Raw genomic sequence first — 20,231 nt, 5'->3', positions numbered from 1 at the left:
CATCGTCGACGGGGGAGGGTTCCTCTCCTCCCCCGGTCGGCGATTGGGGGGAGGCCGGGAGGGGGGCCCAACGCGGGAACCCCCCATGCCCACATTCATCCTCAAGCGCCTGCTGCAATCCGTGCTGGTGATCCTCACGGTGGCGCTGATCGCCTTCTCGCTGTTCCGCTACGTCGGCGACCCGATCAACGCCATGGTCGGCCAGGACACCACGCTGGCGCAGCGCGAGGAGCTGAAGGAGCGGCTCGGCCTCAACGACCCGTTCATCGTGCAGTACGCGCGCTTCGTGGTGAACGCCGCGCAGGGTGAGTTCGGCATGTCCTACCGCCACCGCCGGCCGGTCAGCGAGTTGCTGGCGGAGCGGCTGCCGGCGACGCTGGAGCTGTCCATCGTCTCCATGGTCCTGGCGCTGGCGCTGGGGGTGCCCATGGGAGTGTACACGGCGCTCAAACGTAACGGCGTGCTGGCCAAGACCTTCATGACCGTCTCGCTGGTCGGCGTGTCGCTGCCCACCTTCCTGATCGGCATCCTGCTGATCCTGGTGTTCGGGGTGTGGCTGCGCTGGCTGCCCACCTTCGGGCGCGGGGCGGTGGTCGATCTCGGCTGGTGGACCACGGGGCTGCTGACCAAATCCGGGTTGCAGGCGCTGATCCTGCCGGCCATCACGCTGGCGCTGTTCCAGATGACGCTGATCATGCGCCTCGTGCGCTCGGAGATGCTGGAGGTGCTGCGCACCGACTTCATCAAGTTCGCGCGCGCCCGCGGCCTGCCCGACCGTCTCGTCAACTTCCGCCACGCGCTGAAGAACACGCTGGTGCCGGTCATCACCATCACCGGCCTGCAGCTCGGCTCGATCATCGCCTTCGCCATCATCACCGAAAGCGTGTTCCAATGGCCGGGCATGGGGCTGCTGTTCATCCAGGCCATCAGCACCGTCGACATCCCGGTGATGGCGGCGTACCTGTGCCTGATCGCCTTCTTCTTCGTGATCATCAATCTGGTGGTCGACCTGCTGTACTTCGCGGTCGACCCGCGCCTGCGCGTCGGCCGGGCGCTGGGCTGACGGGCGGGAGGAACGATCCATGCCAGACCTTCGCCTTTCCGCCCGGCTGCGCGCCGCCGCCGACAGCGACCTGTGGTACAGCTTCCGCACCTCGCCGGTGACCATCGTCTCGGCGCTGACCACGCTGGTGCTGGTGGCGGCGGCCCTGGCGGCCCCGGTGATCGCGCCGCACAATCCCTTCGACCTCGCCTCGCTGAACATCATGAACGCCGGGCTGCCGCCGGTGTGGGACGCGGGCGGCGAGGCCGCCTTCCCGCTGGGCACCGACGACCAGGGGCGCGACGTCCTCTCCGCCATCCTCTACGGCGCCCGCATCTCGCTGCTGGTGGGCTTCGCCTCGGTGGTCTTCTCGGTCGTGCTGGGGGTCGGGCTGGGGCTGGTCAGCGGCTATGTGGGCGGCCGGGTCGACGCGGTGATCATGCGCATCGCCGACGTCCAGCTCTCGTTCCCGGCGATCCTCATCGCCCTGCTGATCGACGGCGTGGCCCGCGGCCTGCTGCCCCACGACATGCACGGCGAGGTCGCCCTGTACGTGCTGGTGTTCGCCATCGGCATTTCCGGCTGGGTGCAGTACGCCCGCACCGTGCGCGGCGCCGCCATGGTGGAGAGCCGCAAGGAGTACGTGCAGGCCGCCCGCATCATCGGCATCGGACCCATGACCATCCTGTGGCGCCACATCCTGCCCAACGTCATGGGGCCGGTGCTGGTGATCGCCACCATCCATCTCGCCATCGCCATCATCACCGAGGCGACCCTGTCGTTCCTCGGCGTCGGCGTGCCGCCGACCACGCCGTCCCTGGGCACGCTGATCCGCATCGGCAACGACTATCTGTTCTCCGGCGAGTGGTGGATCACCATCTTCCCCGGCATCGTGCTGGTCCTGCTGGTCCTGTCCGTGAACCTGCTGGGCGACTGGCTGCGCGACGCCCTCAACCCGAAGCTCCGCTGAGGTGCGCCCCATGTCGCTGCTCGACGTCAAGGACCTGCGGGTCGAGTTCCCCGCCCGCCGCGGCCTGTTCGTCGCCGTGGACGGCGTCACCCTGACCGTGCGCCCCGGCGAGATCCTGGGGGTGGTCGGCGAGTCCGGGGCCGGCAAGTCCACCATCGGCAACGCCGTGATCGGCCTGCTGGAGCCGCCCGGCCGCATCGGCGCCGGCGAGATCCGCCTGGAGGGCCGGCGGATCGACGACCTGGACGAGGCGGCGAAGCGGCGCATCCGCGGCCGGCGCATCGGCATGATCTTCCAGGACCCGCTGACCTCGCTGGACCCGCTCCAGACCATCGAGAGCCAGTTGGTGGAGACGATCCGCCTGCACCTCGGCCTCGACGGGGCGGCGGCGCGGGCGCGGGCGGTGGACCTGCTGCGCCAGGTCGGCATTCCCGATCCGGAACTGCGGGTCAAGCAGTACCCCCACCAGTTCTCCGGCGGCATGCGCCAGCGCGTGGTCATCGCCCTGGCGCTGTGCGCCGAGCCGGAGGTGGTGGTGGCGGACGAGCCGACCACGGCGCTGGACGTCTCGATCCAGGCGCAGATCCTCGACCTGCTGAAGGCGCTGTGCCGGGACCGCAAGGTCGGCATGATCGTCATCACCCACGACATGGGGGTGATCGCCGAGATCACCGACCGCGTCGCCGTGATGTACCGCGGCCGCGTGGTGGAGGAGGGGCCGACCGCCAAGATCCTGGGCGACCCCGACCACGCGTACACCCGTGCGCTGATCGGCGCCGTGCCGCGCCCGGACGTACGCCTGCACCGCTTCCCGTACGTGGACTACATCGAGGGGATCGCCACCAAGCCGCCGGCCATTGATCTGCGCGGCCACTGGCTGGGCAAGGCCCGCGACTTCGGCGCGAAGACCGACGGGCCGCTGCTGGCGGTGGAGGGGCTGGGCATCCGCTTCCCCATGAACAACGCCTGGCTGGAGCGCAACCGCCGCTATCTGGACGCGGTGAAGGACGTGTCCTTCGCCATCGCCGAGGGCGAGACCTTCGGCCTGGTGGGGGAGAGCGGCAGCGGCAAGTCCACGGTGGCCCGGCTGATCACCGGCCTCTACCGGCCGACCGCCGGCCGGGTTTCGTTCAACGGCACCGACCTCACGGCCATCACCCGCGACCGCGACCTGAACCCGTTCCGCCGGCAGATTCAGATGATCTTCCAGGACCCGTTCTCGTCGCTGAACCCGCGCATGCGCGTGCTGGACATCGTGGCGGAGCCCATCCGCTTCCACAGGCTGGCGTCCGGCCGCGACGAGGTGGAGCGGATCGTGCGCGACCTGCTGGACCACGTCGGGCTGGGGGCGAAGGCGGCGGAGAAGTTCCCGCACGAGTTCTCCGGCGGCCAGCGCCAGCGCATCTGCATCGCCCGCGCCCTCGCCACCCGGCCCCGCTTCCTGGTGTGCGACGAGCCGACCTCGGCGCTGGACGTCTCGATCCAGGCGCAGATCCTGAACCTGCTGAAGGACCTGCAGGAGGAGCTGCGGCTGACCATGCTGTTCATCAGCCACGACCTGCCGGTGATCCGCCAGATGTGCGACCGCGTCGGCGTGATGCGCCACGGCCGGCTGCTGGAGGTGGCCGCCACCGAGGACCTGTTCGAGCGCCCGCAGCACCCCTACACGCAGGAACTGCTGCGCCTGATGCCGCACTTCGAGGGGCTGTCGCACGACAACCTCGACGTGGAGGCGGTCGGCGGCGCCGGTTAGCGACGGGGCCGCGTCGGGCCCCCACCGACCAAGACAATCGGAGACAAAACCCATGCTCTTCCGGGGAGGAAGGATCTTCGACGGCCGCGAGTCCCTGGCCGAGGGCTTCGCCGTGCTGGTGGAGGGTGCCCGCATCGTCCGCGTGGCGCCGGAGGCGGCGTTCGCCGGCTATGCCGGGCCGGTGACGGACACCGCCGGCTGCACCCTGCTGCCGGGCCTGGTCGATTGCCATGTGCACCTCTGCTACACCGGCAGCGCCGACCCGCGCGGCACCATGCAGAAGATGGGCACCGGCCAGATCGTCCTGACCATGCTGGCCAACGCCCAGAAGACGCTGGCCGGCGGCGTCACCGCGGTGCGCGACTGCGGCGGCAAGGACCATCTGGAGTTCGCCGTGCGCGACGCCATCGCACAGGGCGCGTTCCGCGGCCCCACCATCCGTGCGGCGGGGCGCATGATCTGCATGACCGGCGGTCACGGCAACACGCTCGCCCGCGTCGCCGACGGCTGCGACGAGGTGGTGAAGGCGGTGCGCGAGCAGGTGCACGCCGGCTGCGACCTGGTCAAGATCATGGCGACCGGCGGCGTCATGACGCCCGGCGTCGACCCCCGCGACGCCCACTACAGCGCCGCCGAGATCACCGCCGGCGTTCACGAGGCCAAGCGTTTCCGCCGCAAGACCGCCAGCCACGCCCAGGGCACGCAGGGCATCCTCAACGCGGTGCGTGCCGGCATCGATTCCATCGAGCACGGCATCTTCATGGACGAGCAGTGCCTGGAGGAGATGCTGGAGGCCGGCACCTTCCTGGTCCCCACCATCGCCGCCGTGCAGAACATCCTGCGCAACGCCGACAGCGGCGCCATTCCGCCCTACGCGGTGGAGAAGTCGCGCGCCGTGGCCGAGCGGCACCGCGAGTCCTTCCGCATGTTCCACCGCGCCGGCGGGCGCATCGCCATGGGGACCGACGCCGGCACCCCCTTCAACCGCCACGGCGAGAACGCGCAGGAACTGGCCTTCATGGTCGACTGGGGCATGACGCCGCCCGAGGCGCTGACCGCCGCGACGTCCCGCGGGGCGGAACTGATGGGGCTGGACGACCGCGGCGTCATCGCCGACGGCATGGCCGCCGATCTGCTGCTGGTGCGCGGCAACCCCATGGAGGAGGTTGCGGCCGCCGCGGATCCGTCCAACCATATCGCCGTCTACAAGAACGGCACCGTCTTCGCGCCGCACTGAAAGGCCCGCCCCATGACCGCCTCCCTTCCCGTCGACGCCGTGCTGGCGGAGGTCGACCGCTCGTTCCCGGATTCGGTCGCCCGGCTGTGCGACCTGCTGCGCATCCCCAGCGTCTCCACCAAGCCCGACCACGCGCCCGAGGTCCGGCGCGCCGCCGAGTGGCTGCGCGGCGAGCTGGCCGGTCTCGGCTTCGAGGCCACCGTGCGCGACACCGAGGGGCATCCCATGGTGGTCGCCCATCATCCCGGCCCCGGCGCCGGGGCGGAGGTGCCGCACCTGCTCTATTACGGCCACTACGACGTGCAGCCGCCGGAGCCGCTGGAGCTGTGGGACAGCCCGCCCTTCGAGCCGACCATCGTCGACGCCCGGCACGGCCCCCGCGTCGTCGCCCGCGGCGCGGTGGACGACAAGGGGCAGGTGATGACCTTCCTGGAGGCGTTCCGCGCCTGGCACGCGGTGCACGGCACGCTGCCCGTGCGCGTCAGCGTGCTGCTGGAAGGGGAGGAGGAGACGGGCAGCCCCAGCCTGGTGCCCTTCCTGAAGGCGAACGCCGCGGAGCTGAAGGCCGACGTCTGCATCATCACCGACACCAATTCGTGGGACATCGAGACGCCGGCGATCACCACCCGCCTGCGCGGCCTGCTGTACGTCGAGGTGACGCTGCACGGCCCCTCCCACGACCTGCATTCCGGCCTGTTCGGCGGGGCGGTGCTGAATCCCATCAACGCCCTGACCCGCATCCTCGGCCGCATCCACGACGACGCGGGGCGGGTGCGCTTCCCCGGCTTCTACGACGGGGTGGAGGAGCCCGCGGCCGAAGAGCTGGCCATGTGGCGCGACCTCGGGTTCGACGAGGCGGCGTTCCTTGCCGGCGTCGGCCTGACCGCGCCGGCCGGCGAGGCCGGGCGGTCGCTGCCGGAGCGCCTGTGGTCGCGCCCCACCTGCGACATCAACGGCATCATCGGCGGCTACACGGGGGAGGGTGCCAAGACGGTGATCGCCGCGCAGGCCACCGCCAAGTTCTCCTGCCGCCTGGTTCCCGGCCAGGACCCCGACCGCGTCCTGGCGGGCATCCGCACCTTCCTGGAGGAGCACACGCCCCCCGACGGCCGCTGGGAGATCCGCACCTTCGGCAAGTCGCCGGCCTTCCGGGTGCCGCCCGATTCCCCCCATCTGCGGGCCGCCCTGGCCGGGCTGGGCGACGTCTTCGCCAAGCCGGCGGTGCTGCTGGGCAGCGGCGGTTCCATCCCCGTGGCGGGGTACGTGCGCGACGAGCTGGGCTATGACACCATCCTCGTGGGCTTCGGGCTGGACGACGACCGCATCCACTCCCCCAACGAGAAGTTCGAACTGAAATGCCTGCACAACGGCATCCGCGCCCACGCCGCCATGCTGGCGCGGTTCGCGGCGCCGGCGGCGGGGTAGGGAACCGGCGGGGCGCGGGCGCACCGGGCCCCGCCGGTCGAAGCGGAGCCATGGCCGACAAAGACCTCGTCCTCATCGGCGGCGGGCACGCGCACGTTCAGGTGCTCCGGCGCTTCGGCATGCGGCCGGAGCCGGGGGTGCGCCTGACGCTGGTCGCCCGCGACGTGGAGACCCCCTATTCCGGCATGCTGCCGGGCTTCGTCGCCGGCCATTACGGGCACGACGACATCCACATCGACCTGATGCACCTCGCCCGCTTCGCCGGGGCCCGGGTGATCCACGACGAGGCGACGGGGCTGGACCGCGCCGCCGGCCGCGTGCTGTGCCGCCGCCAGCCGCCCCTGCGCTACGACGTGGTATCGCTGGACATCGGCTCTGCGCCCCGCGCCGACGCGGTGCCGGGGGCGGCGGAGCACGCGGTGCCGGTCAAGCCGGTGGACCGGCTGGCGGCGCGCTGGCGAACCCTGATGGCCGAGGCCGAGGGGGCGGAGCGGCCGCTCGCCGTCACCGTGGTGGGCGGCGGGCCGGCCGGCACCGAACTCGTATTGGCCATGCACCATCGGCTGGGGGCGCGGGTGCGCCCGGCGCTGGTCACCCGCGGCGCCCTGCTGGCCCACCACGACCCCCGCGTCGCCGCCGCGCTCCGCCGGGTGCTGGCGGAGCGCGGGGTGACCCTGCACGAGCACGCCCCGGTGGCGCGGGTGGAGCCGGACGGGCTGGTGCTGGCCGACGGGCGCCGCCTGCCGGCCGACCGGGTGCTGTGGACGACGCAGGCCGGCGCCGCCCCCTGGCTGGCCGACACCGGCCTGGCGCTCGACGCCGGCGGCTTCGTGCGGGTGGCGCCGACGCTGCGCTCCGTCACCGACCCGCGTGTCTTCGCCGCCGGCGACGTGGCGTCCATGGACGGGCACCCGCGCCCCAAGGCCGGCGTCTTCGCGGTGCGCCACGGCCCGCCGCTGGCCGCCAACCTGCGCCGGTCCCTGCGCGGGGAGCCCCTGCGCCCCTTCGTGCCGCAGACCCGCTTCCTCTCCCTGATCGCCACCGGCGACCGCGCCGCGGTGGCGTCCCGCGGTCCCTTCGTGGCGCGGGGGCGCTGGGTGTGGCGGTGGAAGGATTGGATCGACCGCCGCTTCATGCGCGCCTTCCGCGACCTGCCGGAGATGCCGCCCGCGTCCCCCGCCATGGTACAGGAGATGCGCTGCGGCGGCTGCGGCGCCAAGGTGCCGGCAGCGGCGCTGGCGCGCGCCCTGGACCGGCTGGGCGGCGTCGGGCCGCGCGACGACGCGGCGGTGCTCGACGCGCCGGGCGACGGGCGGCTGCTGGTGCAGACCGTCGACCATTTCCGCGCCTTCGTCGACGATCCCTACGTCTTCGGGCGCATCGCCGCCAACCACGCCCTGGGCGACATCCACGCCATGGGGGCGCAGCCGCTGGCGGCCCTGGCCATCGCCGCCGTGCCGCCGCACGCCCCGGCCCTGGTGGAGGAGGACCTGTTCCGCATGCTGGCCGGGGCGCGCGCGGTGCTGGAGGCCGCCGGCGCCCGCCTGGTGGGCGGCCACAGCGGCGAGGCCGCGGAGCCGGCGCTGGGCTTCGCGGTGACCGGCGCCGTCCACCCCGACCGCATCCTGCGCAAGGGCGGGCTGCGGGCCGGCGACCGGCTGGTGCTGACCAAGGCGCTGGGCACCGGCACCCTGCTGGCGGCGGCCATGCGCGGGCGCGTGCCCGCCCGCCACGTTGCCGCGGCGCTGGAGGCCATGCAGCGCCCGGCCGGCCCGGCGGCGGCGTGCCTGATGGCCCACGGCGCCACCGCCGCCACCGACGTGACCGGCTTCGGTCTTTACGGCCACCTGATGGAGATGCTGGAGGCGTCGGACGCCGACGCGGTGCTGGACGCCGACGCCATCCCGGCGCTGCCCGGCGCGTTGGGCACCCTGGCGTCGGGGGTGGTCAGCACGCTGCACCCCGCCAACGCCGCCGCCGCACCGCACCTGCGCGGCGGGCCGCGGGTGGCCCTGCTGTTCGACCCGCAGACCGCCGGCGGGCTGCTGGCCGGCATCCCCGCCGGCCGCGCCGCCGCCTGCGTGACCGCTCTGCGCGCGCTGGGCTGCGCCGACGCGGCGGTGATCGGCGCGGTGACCGGGGCGGTGCCGGGGTCGCGGCGGGTCGTAGTCCGGCCGGCCGGGTTGGCAACGGACGGCCAGCCCCCCATGTGGTCGGAACCCTGAAGACCGACGACGGAGGAGTCCGACGATGAGCGTGCCGATGGCGACCGAGAAGCGGATGCTCACGGCCAACGAGTTCGAGGCCGTCCGGAAGACCCACTACCCGGACATCTGCGCCATGGGGCGGGATGACCTGGTGGAGACGGCCAAGCTGCTGCGCGAGTACCGCAACAAGGCGCGCGACGTCTCCCGCCGGCAGCGCCGGGAGATGCGCGGCAAGGCCGATCCGCGCGGCGCCCGGCCGGCCGCCGACAACACCGGCACCTCCATGAAGAAGCAGATCTTCGCCAGCGCCCTGAAGCGCCTGAACAGCGAGATCCGCCGCGCCGACGAGGCGTCCGCCAGGGCCGCCGCGACCCAGAGCGACCTGGCCCGCCGCGCCCTGGAACTGAAGCGCGCCAACCGGGTGCGCCATCACCCCAGCGCCGGCCGCACCGCCGGCCGCGGCATGTCCCCCAACACCAGCGACGCCCCCACCGTCACCGCCGACCCGCGCGAGGTCGGGCGGGTGTCGCAGTTCGTCAAGGACGGACAGGCCCGCCGCGACGCGCGCTGACGCCGGCGCGCCGGAACCTCCCCGCCCGCCCGCCGTTGATCGTGCCATGAAGACGGCGACCGGCATCATCACGCTCGTGCAGGAGGGGAGGTTCCGGCTGGCGACGGACGACGGGCCGCCGCTGCTGCTGGTGCTGTCCAAGAGCGCCGACGCGGAACCGCAGGATCTGCCGGCCCTCCAGCGGGCGCAGGCCCGCGTCACCGTCCGCTACGAGGATGCCGGGACGGTGATCGCCGGCATCGTCCACCACCTCGCCCCGATGGAGAGCCGCCGATGACGCGCCGCACCATCGCCGACCGCGCCCGCGGCTTCCTGCGGGAATGGTCGATCCCCCGCCAAATCGCCGGCCAATCCCACCGGGACGAGGCGGCGCGCAGCAGCCTGTCGCGCGACCTGCGGCCGCGGCTGGAAGAGGCGGACACGGTGGGCACCGGCATCTGCCCCTATTGCGCGGTCGGCTGCGCCCAGCGCCTCTACGCGCGCGACGGGCGCCTGATCCATGTGGAGGGCGACCCCCGCAGCCCGATCAATCAGGGCACCCTGTGCCCCAAGGGTGCCGCGACCTTCGGCCTGCTGACCAGCCCGCAGCGCCTGCAGCACGTGCTGTACCGCGCGCCGCACGCCGACCGGTGGGAGGTGAAGCCGCTGGACTGGGCGATGGACCGCATCGCCGCCCTGGTGAAGCGCACCCGCGACGAGACGTTCGTGCGCGAGCTGCCCGACGGCACCCGGGTCAACCACACGCTGGGGCTGGCGTCGCTCGGCGGGGCGACGCTGGACAACGAGGAGAACTACCTGATCAAGAAGTTCTTCTCCGGCGGCCTGGGCATGGTGTGGATCGAAAACCAGGCCAGAGTCTGACATTCCAGTTCGGTGCCCAGTTTGGGTGCCACCTACGGCCGGGGGGCGGCGACGCTGCCCCAATGGGACGTGGCGAACGCCGACGCGATCCTCATCATGGGATCGAACATGGCGGAGAGCCATCCCATCGCCTACCGCTTCGTGCTTCAGGCGAAGCAGAAGGGGGCGACGGTGATGCACGCCGACCCGCGCTTCACGCGCACCTCGGCCATGGCCGACCTGTACGCGCCGGTGCGCGCCGGGTCCGACATCGCGTTCCTCGGCGGCATCATCCGCCACATCCTGGAAAACGACCTCTGGTTCCGGGAGTACGCGCTCCACTACACCAACCTCGCCACCATCATCGACGAGCGCTTCCGCGGCGCCGACGAGCTGGACGGCGTCTTCTCCGGCTGGGACGAGGAGGGCCGGCGCTACGTCTACGATAGCTGGCAGTACGAGGGGATGACGGTGCCGTCCTCCCTGGCCGAGCACCACGTGAACACCACGGAGTCCTTCAACGACGAGACCAAGCGCCTGTCCCACGCGCCGGTGCCGCAGGACCTGACGCTGGAGCACCCGAACTGCGTCTACCGCATCATGCGCCGCCATTACGCCCGCTACACGCCGGAGATGGTGGAACGGGTGACCGGCTGCCCCGCCGACGTGTTCCTGAAGGTGTGCGAGGCGCTGACCCGCAACTCCGGCCGGGAGCGCACGGCGACCATCTGCTACGCGGTGGGCTGGACTCACCATTCCACGGGAGTCCAGATCATCCGCGCCGCAGCGATCATCCAGGCGCTGCTGGGCAACGTCGGACGGCCCGGCGGCGGCATCCTGGCCCTGCGCGGCCACACCAGCATCCAGGGCTCCACCGACATCCCCACCCTCTACAACATGCTGCCCGGCTACCTGCCGATGCCGCACGCCTACAAGCCGCACGACACGCTGAAGGACTATCTGGAGATCGAGGAGACGCCGACCGGCTGGTGGAGCAACTTCCCCAAATACGCCGTCAGCCTGTTCCGCGCCTGGTACGGCGACGCGGCGACGCCCGGCAACGATTGGGGCTACGACTGGCTGCCCAGGATCGTCGGCGACCATTCCCAGCTTCCGCTGACCCTGGCGGTGCGCGACGGCATCATCAAGGGGCTGTTCGTCATGGGGCAGAACCCGGTGGTCGGCTCCTCCAACGCCGGCATGGTGCGCCGGGGGCTGGCCAACCTGGAATGGATGGTGGTGCGCGACTTCACCGAGACGGAAACCGCCGCCTTCTGGCACCACGGCGACGCGCGGCCGCAGGACATCGCCACCGAAGTCTTCCTGATGCCCTGCACCTTCGCCGGGGAGAAGGCCGGGTCCTTCACCAACACCCACCGGCTGGTGCAGTGGCACGACGCGGTGGTCGAGGGGCCCGGCGACAGCCGGTCGGAGCTGTGGTTCATGCACCATCTGGCGCTGCGGGTGAAGGCGCTCTACGCCGGCAGCACCGACCCGAAGGATGCGCCCGTCCGCCACCTGACCTGGGACTATCCCGTGCGCGGGCCGAAGCAGGAGCCGGACGCCGAGGCGGTGCTGAAGGAGATCAACGGCTACACATGGGCGTCGGACCCGGCGGAGCGCCGGCAGATCGCCGACTTCAAGGATCTGAAGGACGACGGCTCCACCGCCTGCGGCTGCTGGATCTACTGCGGCGCCTTCCCCGCCGACGACCACAACAAGACGCGCGACCGCACGCCCGACGGGCCGGACGGCCCCGGCACCCACCTGAACTGGGCCTTCGCCTGGCCGTCGAACCGCCGCACCCTGAACAACCGCGCCTCCGCCGACCCCGACGGCAAGCCGTGGTCGGAGCGCAAGCGCCTGCTGTGGTGGGACGCGGAGCAGGAGCGCTGGACCGGCCACGACGAGCCCGATTTCCCCGAGGAGAAACCGCCCCACTTCGAGCCGGACTGGGACAGCAAGCCCACGGGCATGGACGCGATCACCGGCAACGACCCCTTTATCATGATCGCCGACGGCAAGGCGTCGCTGTTCGTGCCGTCGGGCCTGAAGGACGGGCCGCTGCCCACCCATTACGAACCGCTGGAATCCCCGGTCCCGAACCCCCTGTACAAGCAGCAGGGCAACCCCACCGCCAAGCGGTGGGAGCACGACGACAATGAGCTGCACCCCATCGGCGACCCGGCGCACCCGTACGTCCTGACCACCTACCGCCTGACGGAGCACCATTCGGGCGGCGCGCCCACCCGCTCCGTCCCCACCACGGCGGAGCTGCAGCCGGAAGGCTTCGCCGAGATCCCGCCGGAGCTGGCGGCCGAGCTGGGCATCACCACCCTGGATTGGGTGGTGCTGGAAACCGCCCGCGGCGCCATCGAGACGCGCGCCCTGGTAACCGAGCGCCTGCGTCCCTTCGTCATCGACGGCCGCCGCGTCCACCAGATCGGCATGCCCTGGCACTATGGCTGGCATGGCTACGCCACCGGCGACATCGCCAACGTCCTCACCGCCTGCGTCGGCGACCCCAACACCAGCATGCACGAGAACAAGGCCCTGACCTGCGCGTTGAGGAAGGGGAGGCTGGCGCGATGAGCCCCCAACCGACCACGTCCCCGCTGACCGAAATGGCCCCGGCATGACCGCGCTGATCCCCGATGAATCCGCCCTCACCGCCGGCACCACCGTCCGCCCCGGCCGTCGCTACGGCTTCTTCACCGACACCACCCTGTGCATCGGCTGCAAGGCATGCGAGGTCGCGTGCAAGGAATGGAACGCGCTGCCGGCCGACATTCCCGGCCTGACGGGGATGAGCTACGACAACACCGTGGATCTGTCCGCCGACACCTGGCGCCATGTGCTGTTCGTCGAGAAGATCGCCCCGCAGGCCGGCGGGGAGCGGGTCACCACCATGCCGCCGTTCCAGTCCAACTGGCTGATGATGAGCGACGTCTGCAAGCATTGCAGCCCCGCCCCCTGCCTGGAGGCGTGCCCGACCGGTTCGCTGTTCCGCACCGAGTTCGACACCGTCGTGGTGCAGCAGGACATCTGCAACGGCTGCGGCTATTGCGTGCCGGCCTGTCCGTTCGGGGTGGTGGATCTCAACCTCAGCGACGGCAAGGCGCACAAGTGCACCCTGTGCTATGACCGCCTGAAGGGCGGGCTGGAGCCGGCGTGCGCCAAGTCCTGCCCCACCGACAGCATTCAGTTCGGCGAGATCGACGACCTGACCGAACGCGCCCGGGGGCGGGTGGAGGAGCTGCGCGGGCTGGGCCGCGACGACGCCTATCTCTACGGCGCGCCGGGAACCCCCGGCGCCACCGGCGGAATCGAGCGGCTGAACGCCTTCTTCCTGCTGACCGACCGGCCGGAGGTCTACAACCTGCCCGAACACCCCACCCGCCCGGCGGAGCGCTTCGCGCCGGGCATGGCCGCCGGCCTGGCGGCCGTGGCCGGGCTGACGCTGGCCGCCGCCCTGCTGTTCGGGCGGAACGGCGGCGGGGACGGGGGGCGGCCATGAGGGGGCCGGCCATGAGAGGGCCGACCGTGACGGACGACGCCGCCATCGGCTATTACGGCGTGCCGCCGGTCAAGGCCAGCCCCTTCGACTGGAAGATCGCGGCCTATGTGCAGATCGGCGGCGTCGCCGGCGCGGCGCAGGTGCTGTCGGCCGTCGCGGCGGCGGCGGGCGGGCGGCGCGCGCGCGGGGTGGTGCGGCATGGCCGGTGGATGGCGCTGGCCGGCGCCGTGCTGGGGCCGCCCTTCCTGATCGCCGACCTGAAGACGCCGACGCGCTGGTACAACATGCTGCGCATCGCCCGGCCGACCTCGCCCATGTCGGTCGGCTCCTACATCCTCACCGGGTTCGGCGCCTTCAGCGCCCTGGCGGCCCTGCCGGCCGGCCGTTTGTCGGACGCGGCGCAGGTGCCGGCGGCACTTCTGGGGGCGGGCATGGCCACCTACACCGCCAGCCTGCTGTCCGCCACCAGCTCGCCCTTCTGGGCCGAGGCGCCGCGGTCGCTGGCGGTGCAGTTCGCCTGCTCCTCCGTGGCCGGCGCGGCGGCCGCCCTGTCCCTGGCGGAGCAGGCGGCCGGCCGGCCCGGCACCGCGGCGACGCTGGACGCCATCACCGCGGCGGCGGCGGCCGGCGAACTCGCGGCCTCGATCGCCTCGGGCCACGACCATAAGGAGCCCGCCGTCGCCGGCGCCCTGGCGCTGGGCGTGGCGGTGCCGCTGGCCTGCCACGCCGCCAACCGTCTGTCCCGCCGCCCCTCGCGCACCCTGTCGGTGATCGGCGCGCTGGCCGCCCTGGCCGGCGGCGCGCTGCTGCGCCACGCGGTCATCCAGGCCGGCAACCGCTCCACCGAGCGCCCGCGCGACACCTTCCGCCTGACCCGCCCGCCCGAACCCGCCCGCCTGCCCCCGCGGAGATGACCGCTATGCTGCCCGAGGACACCCCCGAACACGGCCACTGCCGCAGCGCGCTCCGCCACCTCGACCGCATCCTGACCGAGAAGCCCGAACGCCACCACGACGAGCTGCTGGAGGGCATGCGCTGCCTGGTCAACATGCGCAACCACCTGATCGCCCGCCGCCGTGCCGGCGACACCGCGCCCCGGCTGGAGCAGAACCTGCATCAGGTGAACGCCGTGCTGAGCGTGCTCCACTCCGGCGCCTTCCCCATGGTGGGGATGCGGCACGAGCGGCTGAAGACGGCGCGCGACTGCCTGGAGGCACTGATGGAGGGAGGTTAGCCGGCTGGGCAGTCCCCCACACCGCGATGGCATCGCGCGGCGGGGACGGAATGTGGATGCAGCGCACCTCCGCTCCTGCGTTTTCGAGCACGTGTTCGAGTACGTCGAACGGGTCGGCCCGGTCCGCCGGCGGGATCCCGCAGCTCGCGGGCGGCGTCAATCCCCTGCCGGTAGGGCGGTGCGCCGTGATCGAGCGTGCCGCACACCCGCGCACCCAGGCTGTCGAGGTCCGGTGCATCGTCTGGCGCAGGTTCTCACGAGCTTGACGACGTCCCGAATCCGCTCGAAGCCGAACGCCCCCGCCATCGTTCGATGATGTGGCTCCATTTTTGCGGATCGTTCTCGTCGAGGCGCCGTGCGATCGCGTCGCCCACCGTGGTCAGAGCCTCCACGACGGCATCGACCGGAACCGTCCAGAGGGTGGTGCCGGTGTCGACGACGAAGCGATGTCCCTGCCGCAGGAGCCACAGGGGCGGCAGACCCGAAACGCCTGAGGACGCCGACGCCAGATTGTGCGTCCTTTCGAAGGCGAGGCACGCCCGTTCATCATCCTCGGCGGCCGCGGGTGACCGAATCGGGCGCCGTTCGAAGGCGCTCCACACCTCGTCGGGCCGGCTGACGCTGAGGTTGGCCGGGTAGTGCTGGCGGATCAGAAGTTGATCCCACCGTTCGGCGAGATGGGCCAGCAGATCGCCGGCAAACCACTCCAGGGGGGGCGCCATCGTCGGATGACGGCCAGCCGGGCGCGTCGTCGATCCGCACGTCGATGGCGGCAAAGGTCCGCACCGGCTGGCCGTCAGCCGTATCCCGCCACTCGAGCCGCACCTCGAAGCTATGGGCTGCCTTCATGATCGTCTCACCCGTGCCTGCCGGAGCCATGGAGCACGATGTGCTCCGTCACCCGGTGCTCGAACGCATCCGGGCACCCGTCCCGCCGAGCCATCGCCCGCAGTTCCCGAACCGTACGGGAGACCGGTTTACCCCGGTACGGATAGCCGTGGAACGTTGTTCCGCCATCGCTTGACCTGCCCTCATAGATGGTACCGTCGTGCACGACGTAGACGCATCCGGGGCAGGCGTCGGGTTCGCCGTCGGTTTCCGGGTGCGTGAAGCGCAGCAGGGCGCCCCCTGCGTCCTGAGCCGCTTCCACGAAGCGGCCGATCGTCGCGATCGGCTCCGCGGACGCCAGGTGCACCGGAATGAGATCATACCATGCCGGATTCGGAAAAGGCCGCGCTGCTGAAGCAGGCTTCATCGCCGGCGCACGCCGGCTGGCGGAGGCGGATGGGAATCGAACCCACCGATCGCTTTGGGCGATCCGCTGGTTTTGAAGACCAGGAGGGCCACCAGACCCTTGTCGCCTCCCGCGTTCCCTCCCGCCCGCGGCGGGTGGGTGACCCACGTCCCTACCACACCCTCCCGTCGCCGCGCGCCGGCTCGTTCGGGGTGCCCGGTTCGGCCAGCACGCGGTGGTCGCCGTCGCGGCGGGTGAAGCCGGTGGCGTCCAGGTGTTCCAGAAGGGGCACGCAGAACTTGCGGGAGATGCCCAGCAGCCGGCCGGCCTCGCCCACGGGAAAGCCGGTGCGGCGGTCCGCCAGGTGCCGGGACAGGATGCGCCGGGCGCGGGCCAGGGCGTCGCGGTGGAACAGGATCTCGCGCCTGTGCACCCGGTCCACCGTGCGCACCAGCGTGCCGCGGCGCAGCAGATAGCCCAGGGCCTGCACGCGGCGCCGGCTGCCGGCGGCCACCGCCGCGGCGTCGGGCGGGGTCAGGCCGGCGCGGCGGAACGCCTCCTCCAGCGCCGCCAGCAGGGCGCGGTCGGTGTCGGACAGCAGCCGGTCGGCGTCCGCGCCGGGCAGGCGCAGCGCGGCGCCGTCGCGCAGCAGCCGGCCGGCGGCGGTCAGGCGCTCGGCCACCGCCTCGGCCACCGCGGCCGGTAGGCCGGGCAGGGAACGCAGATGCTCCCGCGGCAGGCCGGGCGCGGTGGGGGTGCGGCGCTGGTGGTCGGTCACCAGGGCCAGCACCCGCTCCTCCGCCTGCCGCGCCGCGGCGGCGTCCAGCAGGAGGGCGCCGGGCAGCGTCACCGCGCCGGCGGGCGGCGCCACGGCGGCGGGGGCGCGGCCCACGGCGCGGGCCAGGGCGGGCAGGTCCAGCCCCGCGGTGCCGGCCGCCCGCAGGTGCAGCGCGGCGGCGTCGGCCGGATCGGCGGTCGCCGCCAGGGCGCCCAGCAGGCCGAGCGTCGCCGGGTCGCCGCGGCGCCGGCGCGCCGGGGCGGGGGCGAGGATGCGGCCGCCGGCCAGGGTCGCCGGGGGCGAGCCGGCGCGCAGGATGAACGGCTCCCCCGCCGGCACCGTCACGCCGTCCGGACAGCGGAGCTGCGCCACCCCCTCGGCCCCGGGCTCCAGCCGGTCGCCGTCGAGCAGGCGCACGCGCGCCTCCGCCTCCGTCGTGCCGAACAGCAGCCGCACGGGGCGGCCCGTGTCCAGCGGCGCGGCGGCGACGGGCGGCACGCTCAGCACCACGTCCAGCCAGTGCGCCGGGTGCAGCAGGCCGGGGGTGGCGAGCGCCATGCCGGGCGCGGCGTGCGCCCGCTCCACTCCGCGCAGGGCGACGGCGGTGCGCCGGCCGGGGGTGGCGGCGTCGACCGCGGCGCCGTGGATCTGCAGGCTGCGCACCCGTGCCGGCCGGCCGCCCGGCAGCAGCTCCACCGGGTCGCCCACGGCAAGCCGGCCGCGGCGCAGCGTGCCCGTCACCACCGTGCCGAACCCGGCCACCGCGAACACCCGGTCCACCGGCAGCCAGGCGAAGCCATGGTCCGGCCGCTCCGCCGGGTCGCGCGCCAGGGCGGCGAGGTGCGCCGTCAGCGCCGCCAGCCCCTGACCGGTGCGCGCGGACACCGCCACCGCCGGGGCGGCGGCGCAGCCCAGGCGGGCGCACAGGTCCTGCGCCTCTGCCGCGGTCTGCGCCGCCCGCTCCGCCGGGACGAGGTCGCAGCGGGCGACCGCGACCACGGCGCGGCGCACCCCGATCAGCGCGGCGATGGCCAGATGCTCCACCGTCTGGGGCCGCACCCCTTCGCCCGCGTCCACCACCAGCAGGGCCGCCTCCAGGCCGGTGGCGCCCGACACCATGGTGCGCACGAAACGCTCGTGGCCGGGCATGTCCACCAGGTCGATGGCACCGCCGGGCACCGCCAGCCGGGCGAAGCCCAGCGCGATGGAGATGCCGCGCGCCTTCTCCTCCGGCAGGCGGTCGGTGTCGGTGCCGGTCAGGGCGCGGACCAGGGCGGTCTTGCCGTGGTCGATGTGGCCCATCACCCCCACCATGGCGGTCCTCACGCCACCGCCTCCCGCACGGCGGCGGCCAGGGCCGGCAGCTCCGCCTCCGCCACCGTGCGCAGGTCCAGCAGCAGGCGGTCGCCGGACAGCCGTCCCACCACCGCCGGCCGCCCGGTGCGCAGCCGCGCCGCCAGCGCCGCGGCGCCCATGGACGCGGCGCGCAGCGCCAGCGTGCGCGTGGGGATCGTGACGCCGGGCAGGGAGCCGCCGCCGGCGTACGCCTCGTCCTGCCCCGGCTCCACCGTCAATCCGCCGATGCCGGCCAGCAGGCCGGCCAGCCGCGCCGCCCGCGCCTCCAGCATCGCCGGCGTGGCCGCCAGCATGGCCAGCACCGGCAGCCGCTCGGCCAGCCGGTCCGGCTCCCGGTACAGGCGCAGGGTGGCCTCCAGGGCGGCCAGCGCCATCTTGTCCGGGCGCAGGGCGCGCATCAGCGGGTGGGCCTTCAGCCGCGCCACCGCGTCGCGCCGCCCCGCCACCAGACCGGCCTGCGGCCCGCCCAGCAGCTTGTCGCCGCTGAAGGTGACCAGGTCCACCCCGGCCGCCACCGCGTCGCCCACCGTGGGCTCATGGGGCAGGCCGTAGGCGGTCAGGTCCACCAGCGTGCCGCTGCCCAGGTCCTCCACCAGCGCCAGGCCGCGGCGCCGGGCCAGCGCCGCCAGGTCGGCGGTGGCGGGGGCGGCGGTGAAGCCGACCATGCGGAAGTTGCTGCGGTGCACCTTCAGCAGCACGCGGGTGTCCGGGCCGATGGCCGCCTCGTAATCGCCGAGGCGCGTCTTGTTGGTCGCCCCCACCTCCACCAGCCGGGCGCCGCCCTGGCGCACCACGTCGGGGATGCGGAAGCTGCCGCCGATCTCCACCAGCTCGCCGCGCGACACCACCGCCTCGCCGCCCGCGGCCAGCGCCGACACCGCCAGCAACACCGCGGCGGCGTTGTTGTTGACGGCCAGCGCCGCTTCCGCCCCCGTGAGGTCGCACAGCAGCGCCGCCACCGCGTCGCCCCGGCCGCCGCGCCGGCCGGTCGCCGTGTCCAGCTCCAGGGTGGCGTAGCCGCCGGCCACCGCTGCGACGGCGTCCACCGCGGCGTCGGCCAGGGGCGCGCGGCCCAGGTTGGTGTGCAGCACCACGCCGGTGGCGTTGATCGCCGGCCGCAGCACCGGCCGCCGCGCCGCCGCCAGCCGTTCGCGCGCGTCGGCCAGCAGGGCGGGGACGCCGGGCACCCCGTCCCCCCGGGCGGCGGCGGCGCGGGCGGTATCCAGCGCGGCGCGCAGGGCGGCGGTGAGGGCGGTGCGGCCGTGCTCGGCCGCCAGGGCCTGCGCGTCCGGCGATTCCAGCAGCTTGTGCACCGGCGGCAGCCGGCGCCGCGCATCGGGGAGCCGGGCGGGGGGGCGGGCGGGGGGCGGGGCGAGGGACATGGGCCGCAGTATGGCGGCGGGGCGGCGGGGCGGCCACGGGACGGGGTGGGTACCTCCTTGACTCCGCCGGCCGCCCGCGGGCAAGACACCGCTTTCCATCCCGCGGGAGACGCCGCCCATGACCGCCGCCACCACCGAGCCGACCCCGAGGCGGGGAACCGTCCTGCCGCTGATCGACGAGGCGGCGATCACCCGCCGGCTGGAGGAGCTGGCGGCACAGATCGCCGGGACGGTGGCGTCGGACGTCACGGTGGTGGCCCTGCTCAAGGGCAGCTTCGTCTTTGCCGCCGATCTGGTGCGGGCGCTGGGGCGGGCGGGGCTGCACCCGCGGGTCGATTTCCTGCGCATCTCCAGCTACGGCAGCGGCACCGAAAGCTCCGGCACCGTGCGGGTGCTGGGGCCGCTGCCCGACGGGGTGGCGGGGCGGCCGGTGCTGCTGGTGGACGACATTGCCGACAGCGGCCGCACCCTGGACGCGGTGCGCCGCCTGCTGCTGGACGCCGGCGCCGCCGAGGTGCGCATCTGCGCCCTGCTCGACAAGCCCTCCCGCCGCGTCGTGCCGGTGCCGGTGGACTTCATCGGCTTCACCGTGGACGACGTCTTCGTCGTCGGCTACGGCATCGACTGGGCGGAGGACTACCGCCACCTGCCCTTCGTCGGCCGGGTGGAGCTGCCATAGGGCCGT

Annotated in this window: 18 protein-coding genes and 1 tRNA gene; 14 read left to right on the top strand and 5 right to left on the bottom strand. The window is 73.3% G+C overall.

Features of this window, described 5'->3' with window-relative positions; all coding sequences use genetic code 11:
- Positions 1–85: 85 nt before the first annotated feature.
- From G472_RS0107430 to G472_RS0107370, 13 genes are read left to right on the top strand one after another with little or no spacing between them, the layout of a single operon-like run.
- On the top strand, positions 86–1,063 hold the full coding sequence (locus G472_RS0107430) for an ABC transporter permease (protein ID WP_029007873.1): 978 nt from the start codon (positions 86–88) through the stop codon (positions 1,061–1,063).
- A gap of 19 nt (positions 1,064–1,082) precedes the next feature.
- Positions 1,083–2,012: an ABC transporter permease gene (locus G472_RS0107425; RefSeq protein ID WP_051340542.1), complete on the top strand. Its 930-nt coding sequence runs from the start codon at positions 1,083–1,085 to the stop codon at positions 2,010–2,012.
- Positions 2,013–2,022: 10 nt separating this feature from the next.
- A complete protein-coding gene (locus G472_RS0107420; RefSeq protein WP_029007871.1) occupies positions 2,023–3,765 on the top strand; it encodes a dipeptide ABC transporter ATP-binding protein in 1,743 nt (580 codons plus the stop codon).
- 52 nt (positions 3,766–3,817) lie between these two features.
- Entirely contained in the window at positions 3,818–5,002 is a 1,185-nt protein-coding gene (locus tag G472_RS0107415) for a metal-dependent hydrolase family protein (protein WP_029007870.1), read from the top strand.
- Between the two features lie 12 nt (positions 5,003–5,014).
- Positions 5,015–6,427: a M20/M25/M40 family metallo-hydrolase gene (locus G472_RS0107410; protein WP_029007869.1), complete on the top strand. Its 1,413-nt coding sequence runs from the start codon at positions 5,015–5,017 to the stop codon at positions 6,425–6,427.
- Positions 6,428–6,477: 50 nt separating this feature from the next.
- Positions 6,478–8,652, top strand: coding sequence for a selenide, water dikinase SelD (gene selD, locus G472_RS31820; RefSeq protein ID WP_051340541.1), 2,175 nt, complete (start codon positions 6,478–6,480; stop codon positions 8,650–8,652).
- A gap of 25 nt (positions 8,653–8,677) precedes the next feature.
- Positions 8,678–9,205, top strand: a complete 528-nt coding sequence (locus G472_RS0107400) for a hypothetical protein (RefSeq protein WP_029007868.1) — start codon at positions 8,678–8,680, stop codon at positions 9,203–9,205.
- A gap of 46 nt (positions 9,206–9,251) precedes the next feature.
- Positions 9,252–9,482: a hypothetical protein gene (locus G472_RS31815; RefSeq protein WP_035691461.1), complete on the top strand. Its 231-nt coding sequence runs from the start codon at positions 9,252–9,254 to the stop codon at positions 9,480–9,482.
- Positions 9,479–10,066 (top strand): molybdopterin-binding domain-containing protein, encoded by a 588-nt coding sequence (locus G472_RS40880; RefSeq protein ID WP_029007867.1) that lies wholly within the window; start codon positions 9,479–9,481, stop codon positions 10,064–10,066. The genes G472_RS31815 and G472_RS40880 overlap by 4 nt, the downstream gene beginning before the upstream one ends.
- Positions 10,067–10,078: 12 nt before the next feature.
- A complete protein-coding gene (locus G472_RS0107385; protein ID WP_029007866.1) occupies positions 10,079–12,637 on the top strand; it encodes a molybdopterin-dependent oxidoreductase in 2,559 nt (852 codons plus the stop codon).
- 43 nt (positions 12,638–12,680) lie between these two features.
- The gene (locus G472_RS31810; protein WP_035691458.1) at positions 12,681–13,562 is read left to right on the top strand and encodes a 4Fe-4S dicluster domain-containing protein; all 882 of its coding nucleotides are present in this window, start codon (positions 12,681–12,683) and stop codon (positions 13,560–13,562) included.
- Between the two features lie 11 nt (positions 13,563–13,573).
- Complete coding sequence (nrfD, locus tag G472_RS31805; protein WP_169732789.1) at positions 13,574–14,476, top strand: NrfD/PsrC family molybdoenzyme membrane anchor subunit; 903 nt, start codon at positions 13,574–13,576, stop codon at positions 14,474–14,476.
- A gap of 5 nt (positions 14,477–14,481) precedes the next feature.
- A complete protein-coding gene (locus G472_RS0107370) occupies positions 14,482–14,796 on the top strand; it encodes a hypothetical protein (RefSeq protein ID WP_029007865.1) in 315 nt (104 codons plus the stop codon).
- Positions 14,797–15,050: 254 nt separating this feature from the next.
- Here the strand turns inward: G472_RS0107370 and G472_RS0107365 are convergent, their stop codons facing one another.
- From G472_RS0107365 to selA, 5 genes are all read right to left on the bottom strand, one after another.
- Positions 15,051–15,518, bottom strand: coding sequence for a hypothetical protein (locus G472_RS0107365; RefSeq protein ID WP_029007864.1), 468 nt, complete (start codon positions 15,516–15,518; stop codon positions 15,051–15,053).
- A 134-nt stretch (positions 15,519–15,652) separates the two neighbouring features.
- Positions 15,653–16,051 carry a hypothetical protein gene (locus G472_RS0107360; protein WP_156927031.1) on the bottom strand — a complete coding sequence of 133 codons (399 nt, stop codon included), beginning with the start codon at positions 16,049–16,051 and terminating at the stop codon, positions 15,653–15,655.
- Between the two features lie 17 nt (positions 16,052–16,068).
- Positions 16,069–16,161 (bottom strand) — tRNA-Sec (locus tag G472_RS0107355).
- Positions 16,162–16,202: 41 nt separating this feature from the next.
- Positions 16,203–18,134 (bottom strand): selenocysteine-specific translation elongation factor, encoded by a 1,932-nt coding sequence (selB, locus tag G472_RS31800; RefSeq protein ID WP_211100156.1) that lies wholly within the window; start codon positions 18,132–18,134, stop codon positions 16,203–16,205.
- Positions 18,131–19,546, bottom strand: coding sequence for an L-seryl-tRNA(Sec) selenium transferase (selA, locus tag G472_RS0107345; protein ID WP_084536506.1), 1,416 nt, complete (start codon positions 19,544–19,546; stop codon positions 18,131–18,133). The genes selB and selA overlap by 4 nt, the downstream gene beginning before the upstream one ends.
- Positions 19,547–19,664: 118 nt before the next feature.
- Here selA and hpt point away from each other — a divergent pair, with 118 nt between their 5' ends.
- The gene (gene hpt, locus G472_RS0107340) at positions 19,665–20,225 is read left to right on the top strand and encodes a hypoxanthine phosphoribosyltransferase (RefSeq protein ID WP_051340538.1); all 561 of its coding nucleotides are present in this window, start codon (positions 19,665–19,667) and stop codon (positions 20,223–20,225) included.
- Positions 20,226–20,231: the final 6 nt, after the last annotated feature.

Source organism: Azospirillum halopraeferens DSM 3675, assembly GCF_000429625.1.
Lineage (GTDB): Bacteria > Pseudomonadota > Alphaproteobacteria > Azospirillales > Azospirillaceae > Azospirillum > Azospirillum halopraeferens.
Note: the sequence above shows the minus strand (reverse complement) of the source record. Positions and strands in the feature narration are given on the sequence as shown.